This window comes from Bacteroidota bacterium, from assembly GCA_016718825.1.
Lineage (GTDB): Bacteria > Bacteroidota > Bacteroidia > J057 > JADKCL01 > JADKCL01.
Genome location: JADKCL010000024.1, coordinates 48,307 through 70,656 on the forward strand (window position 1 = coordinate 48,307; position 22,350 = coordinate 70,656).

Below are 22,350 nucleotides of genomic sequence, written 5' to 3' on the forward strand. Positions count from 1 at the left end.
TCTTCCAGCCCCCGTTTTCATTCTTGCCCATCCCCCAACTCTTGTTATCTTTGGAAGGTAAGCAAGGAAAGAGAAGAAAGTGCTGAACGGTTCACAACGAAAATACTCCGACGAGGAACTTCTGGCCCTGGGGCTGCATAAATGTGTGATCGGTATCCCCGGTCGGCCGTTGCCGATCATGGTGCCCAATCCGCAGGCCACCAATGCCGACGATGCCTACCGCCTCGAGGCCATCGAAGACGAAGTCCACCCTATCATCATCTGGTCTCGACGACCCTACGAAGAAGTGATGGGCCTGATTTACAGGCTGCTGCCGACCCCGTCGATGTTGCCGCTGTTTTACGAAACCTTGCAGTTGTTGCAGGTTGAGAATGACCGCCGCATCCAGTTTTACATCGGCAAACACGGCTCGGGCAAGTCCTTTCTTGGACGCCTTGTGGGTGATTTGCTGCACGATGAAGGTCCGATCACCATCAACTGCGCCGACCGGGACCTCAACGAACTGCTCTTCGAAACCGTGCTGGACGTGGGCGCGAATCCGGACCTGTACACGCGCATCAACGAGCGCTTGCAGGCAGGCACGCTCAACCAAGCTTCGATCAATGCCCTCAAAGACGTTGTTGGCGATGCCTATTCGACCAACAACGGCAAGCCCTGGATCGATTTTGAGCGCGTTGGCAGCACCATCCTCGAGAAAATCACGGACGAAAACGGGCTCGTCAAAACCGAAGCCGTCTTCAATGGCGCCAAAACCCACGAAGTGGTAGACATTTTGCTGCGCATCGCCCAAGTCGAAGGTCTTGCCAAAGAGGCCTCCTTCATGCCGATCAAAACACAGCTCGGTTTGCTTCCGAGTGTCTGGAACGAAGGCCGTGTCGTGCATTTGGAAGAATACAACAAATGCAAGGAAGGCTCGGACACCTGCCTGCACCCGGTTTTGCAGGTCTTCAACGGCGAAAATGCCAAATGCCGCGTCTATGGAAGCGGTGGCATGAATTTCGCATTTGACAATGCCGAACGTTGGCCCTGCTTTTTCTGCTACCTCGATGGCAATATGCAGGCAGACGGTGTCGCGACCCATACCCTGAGCGCATCCGCCAACGACCGCATCCTGCCCAACATCATTCAGGACATGATCCAAGACGACTGGCAACACCGTTGGTGCCAAATGCTCTGCGGATTGCCGGTCAAGATTCTCTACGAAAGCAAACGGGATCAATGGGATGCCAATCCCGAGGCGTTTACGAAGTTCCTGCACATGATCCGCGGGCTAGGCGGCGTCAAGGTTCCCGATGCGCACCGCCATTACATCGACCGCTGGGAAGATGTTTTGGACGCGACGGAGATCATTTCCAAGTACAACAACGCCTACGATCAGATGACGAATCCCGATTCGCAGGCGTTTCGTGAAGGAAAATTTCCAGAGCTGTTTACCGAAGTCGACGAAGAATTTTACAACATGGCCGGCGGCTCGATGCGCCGCAACATTTATTACTTCAAAATGGCCATGCTCGGCCGTCCGGCGACCAAGCAACCGCATTTGAGTTCGGGATACGACCTCAGCCAAGACTGGTCCAAACCGCCGGAATTGAATCCAAATCGCGCCGAATACCATCCTGAGGAGAAACTAGGCACCTACATTGTCGAAATTTTCCACCGTGACATGGTGCGCCTCACCCTCGGGGTCGGCAAAGTGAATCTCTACATGCGTTTGAAGGTGCTCTTCGAAAGCCTGCGCATGATGCGCCCGGCTTTGAGCGAAGGCATGAAAACGGGCGGGGTTTACCTGGAAGACTTGTTGAACGGTGCGCCGCAAGGCAGCAACAGCAACCTCAAAATCCAGGAAATCCTCTGCGACCAACTCCGCGCCAATTTCCCGAATACCCCCTTGAGCAAGGACAATAACCACATTGTCACGCTCGATACGATCGCAAAAGGCATCGACAAGGCGTCAAAAACCTCTGTTCCTGCAGCGACCGACGCCCGACAGAAGTACATCATGGCCCAAAACTACGCGCCATTGGTAAGCGTGGAAAACATGTTTTTGGCCATGGCGCTGCTCGATAGCACCATGACCCTCAACGGCCGATCGGTGAGCCTGCGCGACGACGATGCCATCGGTCAGGAACATCTTTTGGCGGCTTTGGCCATTCCCAAAATCGGACAAAATTCGTTGCGGGCATTGTGGAATGAATCCTTGATTTTGTCCATTGATTCGCCATTGGCACAGTTGGACGAAGCCCTGCAGATTTCCTGCGGCGTCGCTGGTTCGGGGCTCTCAATGACCACCTTGGTTGTCGGGAAAATGGATGGCGGTAAAGGCGGATTGTTGCCGATGCACGTGCTGCGTGATGCGCGCAAAGACCATGTTTTGATCGTCGGCGAATCGATTTCGGAGAAATTGAAGGAATTCCTCAAGGAAGCCAAAATCGAATTTGTCGATCGCTACGAAGGCAATGCAAGAACGCGCATTCAGACCTTTTTGAATCGCCTGCTGATTCAAGCACCGCCTGAAACCGAAAAACTGCTGGTAGCCAGCTTCTTCCACCGCAATTCGCTTCCCGGATTTGACCTCATTGGCAACATCGACCGTTTGGATACTTTCAAATTGGCCGAATTGCTATCCAACAAGGAAGCTCTCTGTGAGCGGCCGGTCTTTGCGACCCGACTCAGCGACCCACGCAAGATCCAAGCATATTTGGAGCAAAGCGCGTTGGAATTAGAAATGAAGAATTAGACATGATGGAGCGTTAGCAGTTTTGCATGCAGCCTCTGACTTTTCGCTTTTCACTTTTCACTTTTCACTTAGATGTCCAATCAAGGTAGAGCCCTTCTTACTTCCCTCAACGCCGGCGACTATTCGGCGGTGGATCAGTATGCTGATTTGAGCGATCTCGACATCAAGATCGTCAACAGCCACATTCATGAGCTGTTTGAGCGGGCGATCAAGGCCGAAAATTTCAAGCTGTTCCGCGCATTGCTCAAAATCCCCAAGGTATTGGTTTCCAGTGCTGAATATTGTGCATTGCGTCATTGTGCCACTTTGGGTCTTGTCGAGTATGTGAGCGAATTGGCAAGGATGAGCACGGTGAATGGGAATTTGCAGAGCAAAAATGGCGATACGGCCCTCCTAGCCGCAGTAAAAGGCAATTGGGGACAAAAAAAGGCCTTGGACCTTGTGCGCGCTATCATTTTGATTCCAAAACTTCGACTCAATATCCGTGACAATCAAGGACGTACCGCCTTGCATTTTGCGATGAGCAAGGAATGGTATGAGGTCGTGAATGTCTTGATGGATGCAGGTGGGAATCCCAAAGTGGAGGACGAGGACGAAGTCAGTGCAGTGACCTTGGCAGGGCAGCAATTCCTCAAAATTCCAGGAGACTTGTTCAACCGCGTCCTTAATTTCCAAGGCGAAGCGCAGGAAGATCAGCCCGAGGAGGCCTCCCCTACCCTTCGTTCGGCGTTTGACGACGACAGTCCGAAGCAAGATCCGTTTCAGCAAGCTGCTGTGCAACAGCCGTCCATGCGCACACCCGGAATGCAGGTAAAGTCGCCGATCCCGCAAGATGACGATGATGATCCCAATCCGCCGATTATCAAGCAGGTGCAGACTATTGTTCAGGATTTTGCTGCCGCCGAACCGCCGATGCAAGTGCAGCACAACGGGCCTGTTGCCAAGGCAGTTGAAGATACCGTCGATTTGTTTGGCGTAATGGAAGGCCAAGCGATCGACGATACCCTGGAAAAGGATTTCTTGTTTTCGCCCAGCAAAAACCAATCTTGGCGCATCCACCGGAAAGCGGTTTTGGAGAGCATTGAAGACATCGCATCGCAGCTCAATATGACGGGCGAAGCCCTCACGCCTGCTGATTGCGTCCGCAAGGATCCGGCAACGGGCTTGAACCTTTGGCAAAGCGCAGCGGTTCACGGCCAATTTCTCACGCTCCTCAAAACGATGTCCCGCAACAAAAGATGGCCTGAAGCTGCAGAATTGATGACACGCACCGAGGACGGCCGCAGCCTGACGGATTTTCTGGATGAGAATGCGCAGCTTTCGGCGGTCTTGAACGATGCGATTTGGACGGCGAAGCCCAAGCTGCTCGCAGCCTTGATCGCCGGATTGCCGGAACGCCGCATCCGCAGCTTGGGTCCCTTGGTGGCCAAGACCAACCTGCTGATCTTGAATGGGGTGAGGTGAATCGAGACGGTGGCGTTTGTTCGAGGCGGTGGCGAAGCATTGAGGCGGTGGCGTCCCGCCACAACGCCCATCCTGCAGCCAGCCTCCGGCTGAAGAATTCATAAAATTTGCTGGCATCGCGCTCATATTGGTACCGCCAACCGCTCGTCCTCGAACTGTTTCCTCGAACTTATCAGCCGGAGGCTCCCGCGTACGCGGGACGCGGTGGCAGCAGCATAACCCTGGAGGCCGGAGGCCTCGGGTTCTGGGGAGGCCACGGGCTCCAGAGACCAGAATAACCCTTTCACCCCGCAAAATTCACCATCCATTCCCAATATCGACGCAAATCGGCCACCGAGCCACTAATTTCGCGGCATGAAAGCCAAACCAACACTCCGAAGCATCAAAGATGTCCATAGTCGCCTCAAATGGGACGGGGGAATTCCCACGGAATCCATTTTCATAGGCTACATTGACCGCATGCGCGGTCTCGTCGAGATGCCATTTTCCGATTTTACCCCCGGCGGACGCGTTCCCTGGGACCGCATCCAATATTTCCGACTCGCCGAGCTGCGCATCTGGGACCGCGAAACCCGCATCGACATGATCTTCGGGTCCGGTGATACACCTCCAAACTTGATCATCGAATTCAAAGCCGAGGAAGGCATCGTCGGCTCCGGTTGGCAACGTATTCCAGCCTTGCAGTTTGATGCCTTGGCCGGAAATTGGGAGGCATCCAACGCCCAACCACTTGCCGCATCCACTTGGAATACCCTCACCGTCAACCTCCTGTCCAACCACTTTCTCTTCGAAAAAGTCCCCGGCACCCAGCGCTATCAACAACTGCTGGACCTCCTCTCCACGATGGAGGCCGACGTGATCACGCTGCAAGAATCGGATCGGGAATTCCTCGAATTGTTGGGGAAACAGCCTTGGGTACAGCGGAATTATTGCGTGATCGACAACCGCCACATCGCGCAGGAACGTAGCCATTTCGAAATTGTCTTGACGAAGGTCGTTCCGCAAATAGCCTTGGCGCCTATCATCGACGAAGAATGCAGGAGCATCCTGCTGGCTTTCGAGCACAAGGGAAGCCGCTTTTGGGTGCTGAATGTGCATCTTTTCAGCGATTCGGGTGCCAATGCCCCCGCCAAACGCGAGGCCTATTTGTCCAGCTTGTTGGCGCAATTGCCGCCGGATGACGCGGTGTTGCTGCAGGGCGACTTCAACTTCGGGGACGAATACCAAAGTCCGACCTTGGCCGAATTCACCGATTTTTGGCTGCAATTGCATCCCGGCGACCCGGGCATCACCTACGATGGTTCCCACAATCCGATGAGCAAAAAGGTGATTCCCAATGCCCGCGACCGTCGCCTCGATCGTATGTTGGTGCGCACCGAAACGGGATTTCCTTTGGCCGAAATGATCGAAATCGTTCACCTCAAGGATCCTTCGACAGGCGAATACCTGTCCGATCATTACGGCGTGCAGGCCAAACTCAGTTTCGGTGGCAGTTTTGGTTCGCTGCGAAGGGCGCCCAAAACGCATCATTCTGCATTGACCTTGCTCCCACCGGCCAATGTCTGGCATGAAATTCAGGCGCTCCGGCGACAATATGACAGCACGTTCAGCCGATGGATGCCCCATATCAACCTGCTGTATGGCTTCATTCCGCAGCCCTATTTCGCCGAAGCCGCCGTTGTTCTGCAAAATGCTTTGTCGGGATTTGCGTCCTTCGAATTGACGTTGGAGGGATTTGACAGCTTCGAACATGCAGACAGCACCACGATTTATCTGCGGCCAGATGCCGATTCGATCCGAAAACTGCGCGAAATCCAGCAAATTTCTCGTGACTTGTTCCCGAATTGCGACGAACAGAATCGCCATGGCGACTGGAATCCGCATTTGACCGTGGCAAAGATTCCCCATAGCCGCAAACGGGAGGCAAAACAGCTGCTCACCGAATGGAACTCCCTCTGGACCCCGGTTTCTTTTGAAGTGAATGTACTTTCGTTGATTGCAAGAGCCGGAAATCGGGCATTCGAGGTCCACGAAACGGTGTTTCTTGGCAAAATGCCTTCCGATTCGGAGAAATCCAGGGTCCTTCCCAGCATTTTCGACCAATTCGGCAAGCAGAAGGTCGCTTTGGAAACAACTTTGGGCGGAATGGGCCTTTTGCCGTCAAAATGGCTGAGCAAACGACGGAAAAGCATCATTCAAAGGCTCGAAAAGGCCGCCTCCAAACTCGGAAAACCCAACATTCTGCTTCCGGTTGGTTCATTGGCTTTGGGGACCTTGTTGCCTGACAGCGACTTGGATTTCCTCTGCATGAGCCACATGCCGCAGGCGGATTTCTTCACTGATTTCCAACGGAATGCAGAAGGCTTGACCTTGGCGCGTGTCGCTGCAAATGCACTTGTACCCACATTGCGGCTGGAATTCGAGGATATGGAGGCTGACATCATGTACCTCGAATTGACTTCCAAGCAGCCGTTGAAGCATCCTGAGCATTGGAGCGACCTCGAAATCGCCTCGCTTTCAACGACGCAACTGCGGATTTTCAACGCATTTCAGGATTTTCAGATTGTTGAAGGCATCGTCTCTGCTTGGCAGGACAAATTCCATATTGCTGCGATTGCGCTGAAAACTTGGGCGGATTTGAACGACATCCACGGCAATGCCTTCGGCTATCCCGGTGGATTTGCCTGGACTTTGATGTTGGCCCAGGCTGAAATCCATGCGAGTGCTGAATCATGGCTTTCGACCTTCTTCGAATGGTTTTTGCGGCAGGATTGGTCAGCGAATTCTCTGAATGGCGAACCCATGTTCCTCACGTCGGGCGCGCCCGGCGGGCTCAACATTACGCGCAATGTCAGCACAGGCACGCTTGCGACCCTACGCGTACACGCGGAGGAGGCCTTGCTGAAAATCTGGGAGATTTGGGACGGCCAATTGACGTGGAATGACTTCTTCGCCTTGCCCGCTCCTTTGTTCGCAGCGACCATTCAACTCGAATGGCAGGCAAGAACTTCTGAGGAACTGGAACACGTCAGTGGGTGGATGCAAAGTCAGATCATTGGACTGCTGAGAAATCTGGAGGCTTTGCCATTCCTGACACCCAGACCTTCTTCAGGCTTTGTAAGGTCAGCTGCCTTGCAGCGACAATACCGAATTGGGTTGCCTCAATTGCCGCAAGAGGCTGAAATCGAGCAGATAGATGCCCTGTTGGAACAATTCGAAAAGGCCTTTCATGAAATGTCCAACCGTCCCGCATCCGCCAAGTTGAAAAGCAAAATCACATTTGAGAATCTTGTATCCGAAGGAAACCACGATATTGAATCCCATGACTGAGGAGAATTTGGAAGAATTGGCATTGCTGCAAGCAGCTTTGGCCCAAAAAGTAATCATCCCGGATGCGGCAAATGATCTGCAACTGGAAACGGGCGATGCGATCTTTTCGCTCGATGTGCAATACGTGGGAGACACAGGATTCGTGGCCATTGACCATGCCGCATGGCGTGGAAATGCTGTAGAGATTTACGCTGTAAATGAACCGGTTACAGAACCCTACATCCCTGGGTATTTTGCATTCCGCGAAGGCCCCGTGCTCAAGTCCGCCATCCAAAAGGCCATCGACTACGCCGGATTTGCGCCCAAACTGATCATCGTGGATGGGCATGGCATCGCACATCCGCGCAAGTTTGGCGTGGCCTGTTGGCTGGGCATCGAATTGGGAATTCCGACTTTGGGATGCGCCAAGGAAACGCTCGTGCAATACACCGGCGAACTCGATGAACCGGTCGGCAGCACCATTCCGGTGATTGTAGACAGCGAAACCGTCGGCTATGCAGTTCGCACAGCGCTGGGCGTCAAGCCCGTATTCGTGAGTCCCGGGCATCTTTTGAGTTTGAGTGCGAGTTTGCAGTTCGTGCTGGGGCTGGGAGGCGGATTTCGCGTCATTGAGCCGTTGCGAAGGGCGGATCAGGCATGCCGCGCCTACGCGAAGGGTGAGCATGGGATCAGGATGACCTATTTGGATTGAGCTCACTGATAATAGAAAATGGTCGGTTCTGATACAGAGCCGACCATTTTCATTGTTCCATCTAACCAATCAATTCACGACGAGACGCTGTGTTTTCACGACATCACCCATCGTAACCTGAACGAAGTAAAGGCCTTTTGCAAAACCTTGTGTATTGATTTCCATTTGCTGACCTCCGTTGAGGATTCCGTAGTTGCGCGTCGACAGCACACGTCCTTGCAGGTCTGAAATCACCACTGACACTTCTGCCTCCGTGGTCATATTCAGGCTCAACCAAGCATTGGCTTCCGTTGGATTGGGGTACAACGAAACGAGTTGGTCAGGACCGCTGGGCTGCTGCACACCGACAATCGCAGTTCCGGGCACAAATCCGTTGGTCACAGCTTCGGTAATGGTCGTTTTGGAACCGTTGTCGATTTCGCCGCCATCGTCGATCAACATGCCGATGATCGAAATTTCATTCTCATCCCAATCAGCAGGAAGCACAAAGGAGAAATTGAAGGTATGAATCGCTCCTGAGTTGACCGTACCGGTGAACTCTGGTGCGCCATAAAAATTGGGGCTCAATGCACGTGCAACGTGGTTGTAGTTCATCTGCGCCGCTGGCACGGAGGCAGCAAGCGATTCAAAACCACCCATTGGGCCTGCCTGATTGTTGGCATAGGCATTGGCTTGGCTATATCCGCTCGTGGTTCCGGACACGCTGTCTTCGGTCAAAACACAAGCAACACGCCAGAATTCGTTGGCAGTTCCTGTGAAGGTGTAGGTGACCGACACATTCAGTGTCCGTGAATTGGCATCCCACGTGGCACCGTTGACCAGACTGGCCGTCGGGGCAGCCTGAACCTTGGTCAAAAAGTCTTGCTCGATGTCCAAAGGATCGATTTCGGTACCCCGTTCTACCAAAACGCCGGGATATCCACTCAAGAATCCACTAAAGGGGGTATCGTATTCGGCCAACTTCATCGGCTCATTGTTTCCGTTGTGTACCGCAATACCTGCCCAAAATCCAGCGTAGGAATCGTGCATGTAGTCCATGAATACCGCACCGCGTGGGCACCATTGACACCATGTGCCTGTCCCTTCTTCACCCACCACGATTTTGTTGGCCGCAGGAACCGCCGAAATCGTGACCGGACGCGTGCCGGTGTCATCCAACGGCTCAGCATCCTGACCTGCACCATTGACATTGGAAATGGTGACGGTCAAGTTGTTGGTGCCAGCAATCAAAGTTGCCGGTGTGGTGAAATTCACGATGCTTGTCGCCAACGAAGGAATATTCAGACCCGACACGTTTGCTGTTCCCGGGATGCCATTGTACAAATAGCCAATTTGAAAACTGGTAATGGGATCCACACCCAAGTTGCGAATCGTTGCGGAAATGTTCCTCGATTGACCGACCAAACCAACGATGGGACCTGGCGCCCGCGTCGCAGGATTCAACGAGCCGACCGCAAATACGCCGGCGTTCACCGAAGGCAAAGTGTAAGGGGTGTGGGTGTACGAGACGTCATCGACCCAGAAGGTAGATTGTCCATTTCCGCCATTGGTGGTGGAATTGACGGGATAGATGTCCAACGATGCAACTTGATTGACCGAGTTGGAAAATGTACCTTGGGAAACGTTGTCAATCGACAACTCCCAGACGTTGGTGTTGAGATTGATATCGAATGCAACATTGAACCAAACCCCTGTGGGGTAGGTCGTTGTCAAATACGTTCCGTTGGTATTGGAAAGGATCAAGGTTCCGGTTTGGATAAAATGCGCCTCCAATGCCCAAAGGTCACCGATCGTCGAATTCGCTTGAAAATTGAAATAGGCCCCTTTTCCAGTGGAGATCATCATGTCCATTTCGTAATGAAATTGACCTGTATTGTATTGACCGCCAAAGGGCAAGACCAAATCTTGCGGGCCGCCCGTGGAAGCCGTTGCATTGAAATAAATCGATTGCGTACCGCTTGAGGCCTGCGTATTCACCACTTGGGCATCTTCCGGACCGCCGGAAGTGCCACTCCAGGTGGTCCAATTTGGAGACGCTTGTGCGACATACGCGCCAAGGGTGTAGCTTTCGAAATCATCCGAAAATGTTGACTGGGCTTGAAGGCCCATTCCAAGCAAGGCAAGGCAAAACAGGGAGTAGATTTTCTTCATCATTAAATCGAATTGTTCTAAAAATTGACCATGAAATGAAAAGCAAGTTAGTCAATTGTCAGGAGTTAACATAGCCCTTCCATCGCGAATCTGACTCAAGTCGAACAAATCGGGCAGAAAGTCATCGTGCTGATTTCAAACGACATTCCGTGAGTTTGACGTCTTTACACGTTGTTTCAACGCGGCGTTTTCAGTTATTTGCATCCATCTAAATTCCGGCAAAAATGAGACTTCATCGACTTTTATTCCTCGGTTTGTTGACCATGGCTGGCTACTGTTTGCATGGGCAATCCATTCAGCGGCCGTCTGAGGCTTACCTTGACAACGCACCTGCCTGGGTTCAAGCTATGTATGCCCCAACACCCAACGTTTGGGAGGTCGATCGGCTCTACCGAGATTATTACCGTCAGCATCCTTTTGTCAAGAATTTTGATACCCAAAATTACAAACGCTGGCGCCGCAGCATTCTGGATCAAATCGATGAAAACGGCTTTTTGAAAGTTTATTCTGCCAATGAAACCGAACAAATGCAGGCGGCCTACCTTGAAAAACGGTCCTCCCTTGGCAGCAAAGTCGCAGGCGGCGGATGGTCGGTCGTGGGTCCACTCGAGGTCAAAAACAACAATGGAACCGCATTCGCAGAGCAAACCAATACCTATTCCATCGCAAAGTCGGCCTCGAATCCACTGGTAATGTATTGTGGAACAGAGCCCGGCGAAGTTTACAAAAGCACCGACGGCGGCAACAATTGGTTTCCTACGAGCCAAACGTCGCAAATTACAAGTGGGGTGCTTTCCTTGGAAATCGACCCTTTTGATCCGGACAAAGTGTTCGCAGGCACATATAACAAGCTGTTTGTGAGCTACAACGGCGGCGCCACATGGTTTCAAGTGTCGGGGATGGGCAATGTGGAAGTGAATGAAATTCGCATCCATCCGCTGAACCGGAACCTTGTTTTTGCCTGTACCCAACAAGGACTGTACCGCAGCACGGATGCAGGGACAAGCTTCACGCAATTGTATCCACAGAAGACCTATGACATGAAATGGCATCCGACCAATCTCGCGAAGGCCTACATGATCAAAAACAACCCTGCGCTGATCCAACAAGAGTTTTTCACGAGCAACGATACCGGGGCAACCTGGCAATTACAGAGCAATGGCTGGTACAGCAGCAGCGACCCGGCGCGTATTGATTATGGTGCACGGCTTGCCGTTACTCCCGCAGCACCCGATCGTGTGTATGCCTATTTGATCGGCGATTCCAAGCCCAATGATGTCGGATTCATCGGTTTGTACCGCAGCGACGACGCCGGATTGACTTGGACCTTGCCCAATGGACCGGTAGGTGGCCCCTACACCCCTACCCATAAAAACCTTGCCCGCGGCACGGATACTTGGCAATACCATCAAGGTTTCTACAATTGTGCGTTGATGGCATCGACAACAAATGCAGACTCGATTTTGGTAGGCGGCCTGAACCTCTATCGCTCCGACGACGGCGGTTTTACCTTCAGTTCGGTTTCTGGCTACGTCGGCGGACCGCTTGACATGCACGTTGACAATCAGGACTTTCGCGCATTTGGAAATGACTATTGGATCACGACCGATGGCGGCATTTACCATGGATCAGACTTTTTTGCTACGCAGCCAACGGTGCAGATGAAAGGCGTTCACGGAGCAGAGTATTGGGGATTTGGGCAAGGTTGGAATGAGGATGTCGTTGTCGGTGGCATGTACCACAATGGCAACAATGCTCATCATGAAAACTATCCAAACGGTGATTTTTTGGCTTTAGGCGGTGGCGAGGCTGCGACCGGCTACGTCAATCCCGGCATCAACCGCAAGACCTACTTCAGCGACATTGGCGGAAGGTTGATTCCGCTGTCGATCACGGGCACGATTACAGGTGTACCCTTTGGCCTTTCGCCCAATGAAACCTATTTCTCTGCGGAATCCAGCGAATTGGAATTTCATCCGAATTGCTACAATATCGCTTATTTGGGCCGCGACCATAAACTCTGGAAGACCGTGGATGGCGGCGGCGCATTTACATTGGTGGATTCGTTTGGGACGGATCCGAATTCGCAGGTAAAGTACATCGAAATCTCCCGTAGCAATCCGGAGGTGATGTACCTTTCGCAGCAACCCGCATCCGGCAGCCAAGGCAAAATCTGGAAAACAACCGATGGCGGATTGACTTGGGCCCAAATCGGAACACCATCGGGCACCAACCGCCGCAAAATCCTGCTCGCTTTGGACCCCGAAGACGAAAACAAGCTATTCGCAGCATTCCCGGATGGCGGAAACGGCCTGAAGATCTATTTTACCACCAACAGTGGCACCAGCTGGACAAACCTGACAACCTCGGCGTTGGACGGAGAATCCGTCCACAGCATTGTGCTCACCGGCGGCACAGCCAATGGCATCTACTTCTGCACCAACAAAACCGTTTATTACCGCGACGACAATACAGGCAACTGGCTGCCTTTCAACCTCGATTTGCCGCTCTACATTTCCACGAACATCGCCCGCCCCTTCTACCGTGACGGCAAAATCAGAATCGCTTCCTACGGCAAAGGCATTTGGGAAAGCGAATTCCATACCCAACCCACGCGTCCGATTTGCACGCCTATGGCCAATGCCTTGACGGCGATTTGCAGTGCCGACACCTTCTTTTTTGAAGACTATTCGATGCTGAATCATACGAATGCGACCTGGGCATGGACCTTTCAAGGCGGAACGCCGGCAACGTCGTCCCAACGCAATCCCGCCGTCACTTTTAATGGGATAGGTGCGCATCTTGTCACACTTGTTGTCACCGATGGCAACGGACAAAGCGATACTGACACCATGACGGTGACGCTCACGGGCGTGACTGCGACGAGCATTTCTACGGATTTTGAGAGCAATTTTCCGCCGGCAGGATATACGACAAGTGCAAGCGGCAACCTGACTTGGGCCCAAGCATCGGGCACGGGTGGATATGGGAATTCGCCAACCAGCTCTAAATGTGACAATTACAATGTAGATGGTGGCGGCACTTATGCCGACATGCGCGCCTACGTGAACCTGAGCAGCATCCAAAATGCGCAAGTCGTGTTTGATGTTGCCTATGCAGAATACGGCGGGCAATACACCGACACCTTGGAAGTGCTGGTTTCGAGCGATTGCGGCGTGACGCTCAACCAATTGTACCGTAAAGGTGGACAGACACTTGCAACCGCGCCCAACCTTACTTCTGGCGAATTTGTCCCGAATTCGACACAATGGCGCACGGATACCGTCGATTTGAGCGCCTACCAAGGATTTGGCGAGGTTGTCGTCGTATTCAGGAGCATTGGCCACTTTGGTCAGACGATGTATATCGACAACATCAACGTCGCCGGATTGGTCGGCGTCCATGCGCCCTTATCTGCAGATTACGCACAATTGGCGCCGAATCCTGTGCTTGCCGGGGAATCGGTGGTTTTGCGTAGCAACCGCACAGAGACGTTCCAAGTGCGGATTTATGACTTACAGGGGAAAGTGCTCGCTCAGGAATGGATGCAGCAGAATGGGCGTCTTGATCTGGGCAAACTGGGTTTGGCGGCTGGAAACTACTATTATATGATCAGTGGTTCGACGTTGATGGAGCGCGGGAAGTTGACGGTGCTGAAGGGGCGCTGATTCAGTGTGAGTGCGAAATTTTAGCGAAGGGGGCGCTCACAACGTGTGGTGTGAGCGCCCCCTTCGCTAAAAGCCGCGCTATTCACCGAATGTGGATGAAAGTCATTGGCATTCTGCAATACTGCGCCTAGCTTCGTCCAAAATTTGAATAAGTTATGAGCAACTACAAGACAATTGATGGCATCCGCTACGAAAAGGAGTTGTTGGATACCGCAGAAGCCCTGACAGCCGGAGCCGGCGACGGCCGCATCTCCTTTGAAGATGCGAAGGCTTTGTTGGAAAGCGCCATGGACGGTGGCCGCATTACCCGCACCGAGCGCCGCACCCTGCATTACATCTTCGAAAATCACAAAGTGACCGAAAAGGCACAGACATGGATGGCCGAACAGCTGTTTCACGTCGTCGAAAATGTTCATTATGACGGCGTATTGATCGATGCAGCCAAGTTGGCCGTCGAAGGCCGTGGCGACGGTCGCGTTTCGATGGACGATGCTGAACTGATCTGGAGAATGGTCGAATCAGACGGAAAAGTCACCAACATCGAGCGCCGCACATTGGGCTACATCTTGGAGAATTTCAAATGCACCGAACCCGCAGCAGCTTTCCTGCAAGGTAAACTCGGATGATTTGAAACTCAGGTTTGCGTTCAAGGAAACAGTTCGGGGGATTCTTCTTCGAACTGTTTCTTTGCAATCATACGCCAACGACAGGGATCATCCTTCCCAGAAGTCGACCTCAAGGTTGTCAAACTCTCCGCCACCGCCGTCGGGTGACCAGAAATAGACTTTCACCTGATCATCAGGCCCTTTGATTTCGGGAATGATCACTTGGAAACTGTCTTCAAACCAGACTCCGGCACCATGGCTTTGCTGCAATTCGAAGCCAATCCAATTGTAGGTTTCTCCAGCATGCTCCATGACAAAAACCGCAACGACTTTCTTGCCTTCATCCAACAGCTTGCCACGTACTTTTACTTCGGCAGCTGAGAATCGGCCTTGGTGAATATCAGCAGCTTTCCAAGCCAAAGACGCACTGAACTCATGACCAGGGCCGACAAAGGTTCCCTTATTTGTGGGATGCGCCGAATCCGGCAAAGCCTTGTAGCGATCTGCCTCGCTTGCAGTTTTCACGACTTCAAAATCCTCTACGAAATGCCCTCCCGGTGTCGGTTTGCAAGGCGGATTCTGGAACTGATACACCTTGATGCCAGGAAATGCCCCCCTTCGACCGATGCAATACCTACCTTTCAAATGATTGAAAACCAAACCCTTCGGATCCACCAACTCGTCATGTGAAAGGACCAGAATGATATTGGAAACCAAACTGTCGTCAATCACGGGTAGCAATGCCGTGTCTTGCCCAAAGTGGATGTTGTCGTTGTTAAAGAGGGCGGTGGTTTGGTTGTGTTCCTTGAAGTATTCGCGGTTGTAATAATAGCTGAAGGTGACATAGTGGTAATGGGCCATCACCATCATAGCGGTTTTGTCGTTTTCCATGTCCTTGACCAAAGCCACGGCATCCCGCCAATTCTCCAACTTCTGCGGATTCAGGTTGAGCAAGGCAATCGCTGCTCCCAATTGCGTACCCACAAGGGCATATTGAAAGATTCTGGGCAGCGGGAGAAATGAAATCAAGGCCCCCAAAAGCAAAAATCCTCCGGGGAGTGCATACATGACGTAACGAAGGTCAAAAACGGGCATGACCATTCTGGCAATGGTGTATTGCAGTGTCAAGGATAGGAAAAACCATCCGGCGGCCACGGCAATGCCAAATCCGCCTTTTTCAGGTCTTTTTGACCTTGTGAAGACATAAATCGCCGCAACGGCTCCCACGACGATCACAGCCAAGGCCATCCATTTCAAGAATTTGGATCCGGCAAAATTGATCAGGACATAATCCAGCACACCCGGATCGGGCGCTTTGAGCCAACTAGTGACCTTGGAATCAGACAATAAACTGCGGTTATAGGCCGCCCAAGGCAGCCACAAGGCCAAAACAAGCACCTGACTTGCCGCATAGCGCAGAAATTGGGCGATTTTACCTTTCAACAACCAAAGACTCAATACCGCTTGCGCTGCAAGCCCCATCGAAGTCAGGTAATGCGTGTACAGCAGCAGCGTATTGACCAACACAAGCCCCAAAAAGGTCTTCCATTGGGGGCGGTCGGCGCGGTACACGTCCAGAAACAGCGAATAGGAAATGACCATCAGCATGCTCGCCAAGGCGTAGGCGCGCGCCTCATGCGCGAAGACCATCGCAACGCCGCTCACGGTAAACAGCAGCGCCGCGTACAAACCGGCACGGACATTAAAGTGCCGGAAACCCACCAAAAACAGCAATGCCGCTGTCGCCGAACTGAAAAGCATCGATGGAAAACGGGCACTGAATTCGGAGATGCCGAAGATCTTGCACCAAAGCCCGAGGGTGAGGTAGTACAAGGGCGGCGTCGGGTCATTCGCAGAAAAGTTGATCGTCTCGGGAACCGAACCCTGTGTATCGTAGATCGCCACGGCTTCATCGAGAAACAGGCTTGTTCCACCGAGAAAGGGGGCCTTGAGGGCGACATTCAGCAGAAAAATTGCCAATGCGATCCAACGGACATGCCGTGAAATCCAAGTCCAAAATGACTGATCGGCCCCGAGCAAACCTGAAGATTGCCTTGCTCCTGCATTTGCTTCAATGGCAGTCATTCTTCCTTAGAAATAGTTGATTTGTTCCATCTGCCGTGACTTCTGATACTCGATTTTCACCGCTTTGTACTTGGGGTATTTGATGGTGAATCCAAATTCGGCAGTTTTGGTTTCAGCAGGTTGCAGGCTCATTTCCCAAGTCAAAACCCCGATTTTTTCCTCGAGTATACCTCCGCCCATTTCATCCACGGTCACAAAAACTTCCTTGTCACTCGAAATGGGCACTTGGTCCTGAATTTGGATGTAAATCGGCGTTGCATGGTGGTTGGCAACGGAGATATTGTAGGCCACACTCGACTTTTTGGTGCCGCCCAGCAATTGACTGTTGGTTTTGCCTTTGACCTTTACCCGCGTCACAACCACATCTTTGTCCCGGCCGAAGCTCACGCTCAGGGTATCGCCCAAGTTACGGATGTCGAGTTTGCTTTGGCCAATGTACTTGTTGCCTTGATAAATGTTCACCGGGCCGCCGACCAGGTTCAACTCCTCCCAACCCACGATTTGGGCGAGCAAAAAGGCATCCTTGTCCAATTTGGGAACCGCATAGTACTTGTAGGTGACGTCGAGGCTATCGGTGCGGATGTCGATCGAATAGGGCTTTTTGTCCGAAGGGATGGTATAAGGATCGGCGATCGGGAATTCGACGTTGAATTCAGGGACATCCAGGATGGTGCGGTTGGCGACGGGCGCGTTGACTCTTTCAGCTTGGTAACGGCGGTAGAGATCGGTTTCATAATCGACCTTGGCGTTCCAATCGTCGCCCAGAATGCGTTTAAATTCGTTGGCGCGGCCTTGCTCGTCCATATTGAGTTGATTCCAATCGTTGATGCTGCGCGTTTGAATGCTGTTTTTGAAGTAGGCTTCCTGGTTGTTTACGGAGAGGTTGCTGATGGCTGAAATCTGATCCGAGGAATAATCGCTTAAGTTCCAAACCGACAATTGGGGCTGCGTAGCAGTCTGCAGCGGATCTGCCGTGGACAGGCTCAACTTCACATTGTTCCAATCGATTCCTGTATTGTTGAAAGCCAAGGCCTTGTACTTGAGGGTAATCGGCTGATTGAAATCGCCGGATTCCAAGTCGTAAATGGCGGCCCAACCTGCATCACGGACGACATAGCGCAGTTCAAGGCCGGTCTTGACCGTGCCCTTTGATTCCAAAACCAAGTGGATTTCCCCCGTGGGTTGCAGCCCTGCATTAAGTTCGGTGAGTTGCAACTTCAGGTCAAACAACTTGCGATGGTGGTCGGTAAGGCTGTTGGTCAACCGGGAAATGCCTTTGTTGATTTCCTCCATTCGGCTGCGGAAAAAGTCGGCAGTATTTTTGAGCTCCATGACAGTCAATGTTTTGTCATCACCTTTGAAGGCACGATTTTGACGCAGCATTTCCCGTTCTTCTTCGAATGCCCCTTTTTCATCGTTCAGGGCATCAATCTTGGTCTTGACCAATTCGAGCGAATCCCGGATGGACAGAATCCGCTGATCCTCTTTGCTTTTGCGCAAAAAATTGGTCTTGCAGGTAACGGATACGATTTTAACCGTCTCATCGGAGCAAGCGACTTGAATCGTCTGCGGATAGATTTTGGAGGAAAGATCAGGCAGAAGGAAATGATTGCGACCGGGTTGCAGCACCAATGAAGTGCGACTGATCACTTCGGCACCGTCGAGATGCAACTTGACCTCGCCAATCGGTGCAAGCACCTCCGTTTGGTTGGGCTGACCAAAACAGGTGACTGTCAGCATCACAAGTTGTGACAATACCAGCGTTTTTAAGAGCCTTTTCATATATTTTACCGTTCGGGTGGGATACAAAAGTACAAGGATTCACCGACTTTACTCAACAAAGCCCAACGCTTCAGGTGTATTCAGAGATGTTTGATATTTTTGATTGAATGTCTCCTGCGTTTCCCCGATCTTTACAGCGTTTTGTTTTATTACCGAAATAGTTAATGTTATGAAAAAGAATTTTTCACTCGTTTTGACCCTTGCCCTGTTGATGGCGGTATCCTTTGGCTGTAAAGTCGGTGCCGACGATCCAGGACTTACGTTCGCAAGCCGTGATGGCCGTCTGATGGGCGACTGGAAACTCACCGCTGTGGTGGACTCCACCATCGACATCAATGGACTTGGCACTTTTATCACCTTCGTGAGCTACAATGGAACCATCCTGACCAGGGATACCCCATTTGGCACAAGCACCGACAGCTATGCACTTCAAGTCAGCATTGCCAAAGGTGGTGTTTTGACCTCGATTGAGACTGAAAATGGTGATGTCACCACCGACGTCAACTACTGGGAATGGTTGGGTACCGACAAAAACAAGTCCCAGGTCCTGATGAACGATCAGTCGATGGCAAGCGGCGTTTGGGATGTACAGCGTCTGACCAGCAAGGAATTGATCCTTTCCCGTCACATGATGGAAACCAATGTCAGCGGTGGATCTACTGAATCCCGCGAAGAAACCATGCGATTGACTTTCGAGGCGATCTAAGGATTCACAACAAAATCGCCCTTCGGGCAAACAAAAAACCCGGCCAATGGCCGGGTTTTTTGTTGCATTATCTTCTGCGCTTACATAAACGCTGCCATTTGATGGCGAACGTTGGAGTTGCGCAGCTTGCGGATCGCACGGTCGCGGATCTGACGGATGCGCTCACGTGTGAGCTCAAACCGGTCTGCGATGTCGTCCAATTTCATCGGCATGTCGGTTCCGATGCCGTAAGACAGCATCAAAACTTCGCGTTCACGTGGGCGCAGCCCTTGGAGGCAGTCGTCCAGCGCCGCCAACATCGAGTTGCGGATCACTTCTTCGTCTGCCAGAGGAGCCTCGTCTTGCAAAACTTCCTTGAGTGTGCCTTCTTCACCGTCGACCATTGGCGCGTCCAAAGACACGTGCTTGGAGTTCAGGTGGGCCACTTTCTCAATCGAAGCGGCAGAAACACCCATCGACTGTGCCAACTCGTCGGTCGTCGGCTCGCGGCCAAAGTCCTGTGTGAGCTTGATGCCAGCCTCTTGGATCTTGCGGAGCTCAGCCATCTTGTTTTGCGGAAGTCGCACCATCCTTGCCTGTGTAGAAATGGCGTGGATGATCGACTGACGGATCCACCAAACGGCATACGAGATAAACTTGAAGCCACGTGACGGGTCAAAGCGGCTCGCGGCCTTGATCAAGCCAACGTTGCCCTCATTGATCAAGTCTTGTAGTGTAAGGCCATATCCTTGATATTGTTTAGCGACGGAAATCACGAAACGGAGGTTTGCCTTTACAAGTTTGTCGAGCGCTGCCGAATCGCCTTGGGCGATGCGGTGGGCGAGGTCCACTTCTTCGTCGGCTGTGATGCCGGAATAAGTGCGCACCTCGTTCATGTAGGAGTTCAGAGACCGAGATTCGCGGTCTGTGATACGCTGTGTGATTTTTAGCTGCTTCATCTTCTTTTCTCTTCCCTTCTGATAAGTTAATTCAGGAAATCTGTCACCTTTGGTTAGCGTAGGCGCTTGCTATAAGGAACGCACCTTTGCTGAAAATGTTTAATTGGTAAATACATTTTGTTGACGCTGAAACCTTTCAGTGTCAAATTTGCGATCCTATGCGGAACATTTCGTTCCGGGTTTCAGGCGCAAAGCAAGTGGAGTCGTTGAGTTTTTCTTCATTTTCGTGCTCTTTCAACCGAGTTTCGCACTGTGATACGGCATTGAACCAAGTTCGTTGAGTTTGTAAGGGGTCAGGTTGTGTGATTTTATTCACATTTGGCCATGACTTAAGGCATTTTAACAATTCGTATAACGGCTTTGGATCTATTCGCAGGACAGTTCATTCACCTTGACGATGCAAAACTAAGCGCCAAACAGGCTTAAATCAAGACCTTGCAAGCATTCTTGACCTCAGCAGCCGGAAATGAAGCGCGAATCGGAATGGTTCTGAGGGCGAAGTGCAATTATTTAGGGATGAAAGGCTTTGGCTGACGTTTTCAACGTGAATCCTTTGCAAGATTTGGTGATGGATGATAAACCCGTTCGGCATTTTGGAGGATCATTGCCTTGTCGAAGGACATTTTCTTCCATCCATGCTGCGTAAAGAGCTCCATTTGGTCTGCAATGCGCTTTGGTGGTTTGGGCTCCGAATGCGTTGATGGTCTTGATTTCGGGTCCATCGGGGCCAAATTCCGTGATCTGAATAAAGCAATCGCCTCCTGAAACTGCATATTGGCCTTTGTGGTGTTTTGCTTGCTTGGAATCTGCCGCGCGCAGCACTTCGCGCAGGCCATCGACAGGATAGCTGTGTTCGCCACGAATCAAGCGTTGAACGTTTCCCAACGGGACATCGAGCGTTCCATGGTGGCGCAGCAAGTATTTTCTTGCCTTTTTGATCGCCCAAACGGCATCCGCTTCAGTGATCGCCGCCTCCCGAATCATGAGCAAGGCAAAGGCAATCAATTATGCAGGAATCTGGACAATCTGGCCAGCTGCGTCCTCATTTTGCACTTCGCCCTTCAGATTCCATCTTTTAAGCTCGAATGGCATCTGCAATTTGGGTACGCGTTTCTTCCAATAAATACATCGCTTTGAAATGCTGCATATAAGTACCGGAATCAGCGTAAGATGCATCAAACTTAATGTCGAGCAGGTCTTGTGCGGAAAATGGACCGGAATGGGCCTTCAATTTCGCGCCTAAAACTTCGCCACGGTTGTATTCAAACCGCTGCAATCCCGGAAAACTGCCCTCCCAATTGCAAGAGTCTCCGGATGCATGCAACGGGGTATTGTTGGCATTGTAGACAAAACCACAAGTCGGATTCTCCACATGCGGCAATCGGTCAAACGGCATTACATTCGTCCAAATCTGGGTCGAATCGATACCTGACAATGGCTGACGCCAATTCAAGGTCGTATCCCGCAAAGGAATTCTACCGCCTGAATGCAGCAGGATGTTCCCGGCATCATCTCCGTAAACGATATTGAACAATGGAAGCGCATTCAGCTGAATCGCAGCGTCAAATTCGGACTTGTTTTGCGCTTTGTTCATGCGAAACCACTGCTCGGGAGACCGAATGTCCAAACATCCCGGAAAACGGAAGGCAAACGTGCCTTGCTTGGCCTTCAATACAGGCCCAAATCCGTCCAACGGCCTTGCGCGACACGGCAAACGCAATCCAGCCAATTTGATCCCAAACGGAGTCTTCTTTCCTCAAACCGCTTCTCCCTCTGTTGTTTTTTTGGATGTTTGGCATGTGTTGTGGTGTTGTTGTGCGCCCCCCAAGTGGCGATTCGCCGGTAAACGGCTCCCCCGCCGCCGATCATGTCCCGCCCTCCCCCCCTGTCCTGGGCCTCGCGGGCGGGAAAAGTCCCGTTGGGTTGGTGGAATTGCGGCGAGGGCCTTTCCATCCTCCTTGTTCCGGCCCGCAAATGCATGGGAACCCCCGTCATTGGCATAGTAGATCGGTCGCGGCACGCTTTGAGCGCCATCCCAGCCTGCCTCAAAGGCGAGGATAGAATATATCCTTTCAGAATGTCCGTTGGCGTGATCGGAAATGCCTTTTTGTACAGGATCTCTTTGGGATGCGAGGCAGCAAAATCGTTGTTCCTGGATCCTCCAAAGGCCGCCGCAAGTCAAAAAGTCCTCCC

Annotated in this window: 13 protein-coding genes; 7 read left to right on the forward strand and 6 right to left on the reverse strand. The window is 51.9% G+C overall.

The genetic code is table 11. The features are described from left to right. The first annotated feature begins 79 nt into the window (after positions 1 to 79). The 4 genes from IPN95_21540 to IPN95_21555 all read left to right on the forward strand — a co-directional run bounded on the left by IPN95_21540 (position 80) and on the right by IPN95_21555 (position 8,222). Positions 80 to 2,737, forward strand: a complete 2,658-nt coding sequence (locus tag IPN95_21540) for a hypothetical protein (protein MBK9451950.1) — start codon at positions 80 to 82, stop codon at positions 2,735 to 2,737. Positions 2,738 to 2,809: 72 nt separating this feature from the next. Continuing rightward, positions 2,810 to 4,201: an ankyrin repeat domain-containing protein gene (locus tag IPN95_21545; protein ID MBK9451951.1), complete on the forward strand. Its 1,392-nt coding sequence runs from the start codon at positions 2,810 to 2,812 to the stop codon at positions 4,199 to 4,201. Positions 4,202 to 4,555: 354 nt separating this feature from the next. After that, positions 4,556 to 7,531 (forward strand): DUF504 domain-containing protein, encoded by a 2,976-nt coding sequence (locus IPN95_21550; GenBank protein ID MBK9451952.1) that lies wholly within the window; start codon positions 4,556 to 4,558, stop codon positions 7,529 to 7,531. Further along, entirely contained in the window at positions 7,524 to 8,222 is a 699-nt protein-coding gene (locus tag IPN95_21555) for an endonuclease V (protein MBK9451953.1), read from the forward strand. Before IPN95_21550 ends, IPN95_21555 begins: the two co-directional genes overlap by 8 nt. Before the next feature lie 69 nt (positions 8,223 to 8,291). On the opposite strand, the gene IPN95_21560 is transcribed toward IPN95_21555, so the two are convergent. Beyond that, the gene (locus IPN95_21560; GenBank protein ID MBK9451954.1) at positions 8,292 to 10,373 is read right to left on the reverse strand and encodes a T9SS type A sorting domain-containing protein; all 2,082 of its coding nucleotides are present in this window, start codon (positions 10,371 to 10,373) and stop codon (positions 8,292 to 8,294) included. 224 nt (positions 10,374 to 10,597) lie between these two features. Here IPN95_21560 and IPN95_21565 point away from each other — a divergent pair, with 224 nt between their 5' ends. Then, positions 10,598 to 14,041, forward strand: a complete 3,444-nt coding sequence (locus tag IPN95_21565) for a T9SS type A sorting domain-containing protein (GenBank protein MBK9451955.1) — start codon at positions 10,598 to 10,600, stop codon at positions 14,039 to 14,041. A gap of 155 nt (positions 14,042 to 14,196) precedes the next feature. After that, positions 14,197 to 14,667, forward strand: a complete 471-nt coding sequence (locus tag IPN95_21570; GenBank protein ID MBK9451956.1) for a hypothetical protein — start codon at positions 14,197 to 14,199, stop codon at positions 14,665 to 14,667. Between the two features lie 87 nt (positions 14,668 to 14,754). Here the strand turns inward: IPN95_21570 and IPN95_21575 are convergent, their stop codons facing one another. Together IPN95_21575 and IPN95_21580 are read right to left on the reverse strand one after the other, a co-directional pair. Then, the gene (locus tag IPN95_21575) at positions 14,755 to 16,731 is read right to left on the reverse strand and encodes a glycosyltransferase family 39 protein (protein ID MBK9451957.1); all 1,977 of its coding nucleotides are present in this window, start codon (positions 16,729 to 16,731) and stop codon (positions 14,755 to 14,757) included. Positions 16,732 to 16,737: 6 nt separating this feature from the next. Beyond that, entirely contained in the window at positions 16,738 to 18,513 is a 1,776-nt protein-coding gene (locus IPN95_21580; GenBank protein MBK9451958.1) for a DUF4139 domain-containing protein, read from the reverse strand. Positions 18,514 to 18,682: 169 nt separating this feature from the next. Between IPN95_21580 and IPN95_21585 the strand changes: the two genes are divergently transcribed. Further along, positions 18,683 to 19,219, forward strand: a complete 537-nt coding sequence (locus tag IPN95_21585) for a hypothetical protein (GenBank protein ID MBK9451959.1) — start codon at positions 18,683 to 18,685, stop codon at positions 19,217 to 19,219. An 80-nt stretch (positions 19,220 to 19,299) separates the two neighbouring features. Here the strand turns inward: IPN95_21585 and IPN95_21590 are convergent, their stop codons facing one another. The 3 genes from IPN95_21590 to IPN95_21600 form a co-directional block, all read right to left on the reverse strand. Further along, positions 19,300 to 20,157: an RNA polymerase sigma factor RpoD/SigA gene (locus IPN95_21590; GenBank protein MBK9451960.1), complete on the reverse strand. Its 858-nt coding sequence runs from the start codon at positions 20,155 to 20,157 to the stop codon at positions 19,300 to 19,302. 510 nt (positions 20,158 to 20,667) lie between these two features. Next, complete coding sequence (locus tag IPN95_21595) at positions 20,668 to 21,162, reverse strand: hypothetical protein (protein ID MBK9451961.1); 495 nt, start codon at positions 21,160 to 21,162, stop codon at positions 20,668 to 20,670. A gap of 70 nt (positions 21,163 to 21,232) precedes the next feature. Beyond that, entirely contained in the window at positions 21,233 to 21,886 is a 654-nt protein-coding gene (locus tag IPN95_21600; GenBank protein ID MBK9451962.1) for a penicillin acylase family protein, read from the reverse strand. Positions 21,887 to 22,350: the final 464 nt, after the last annotated feature.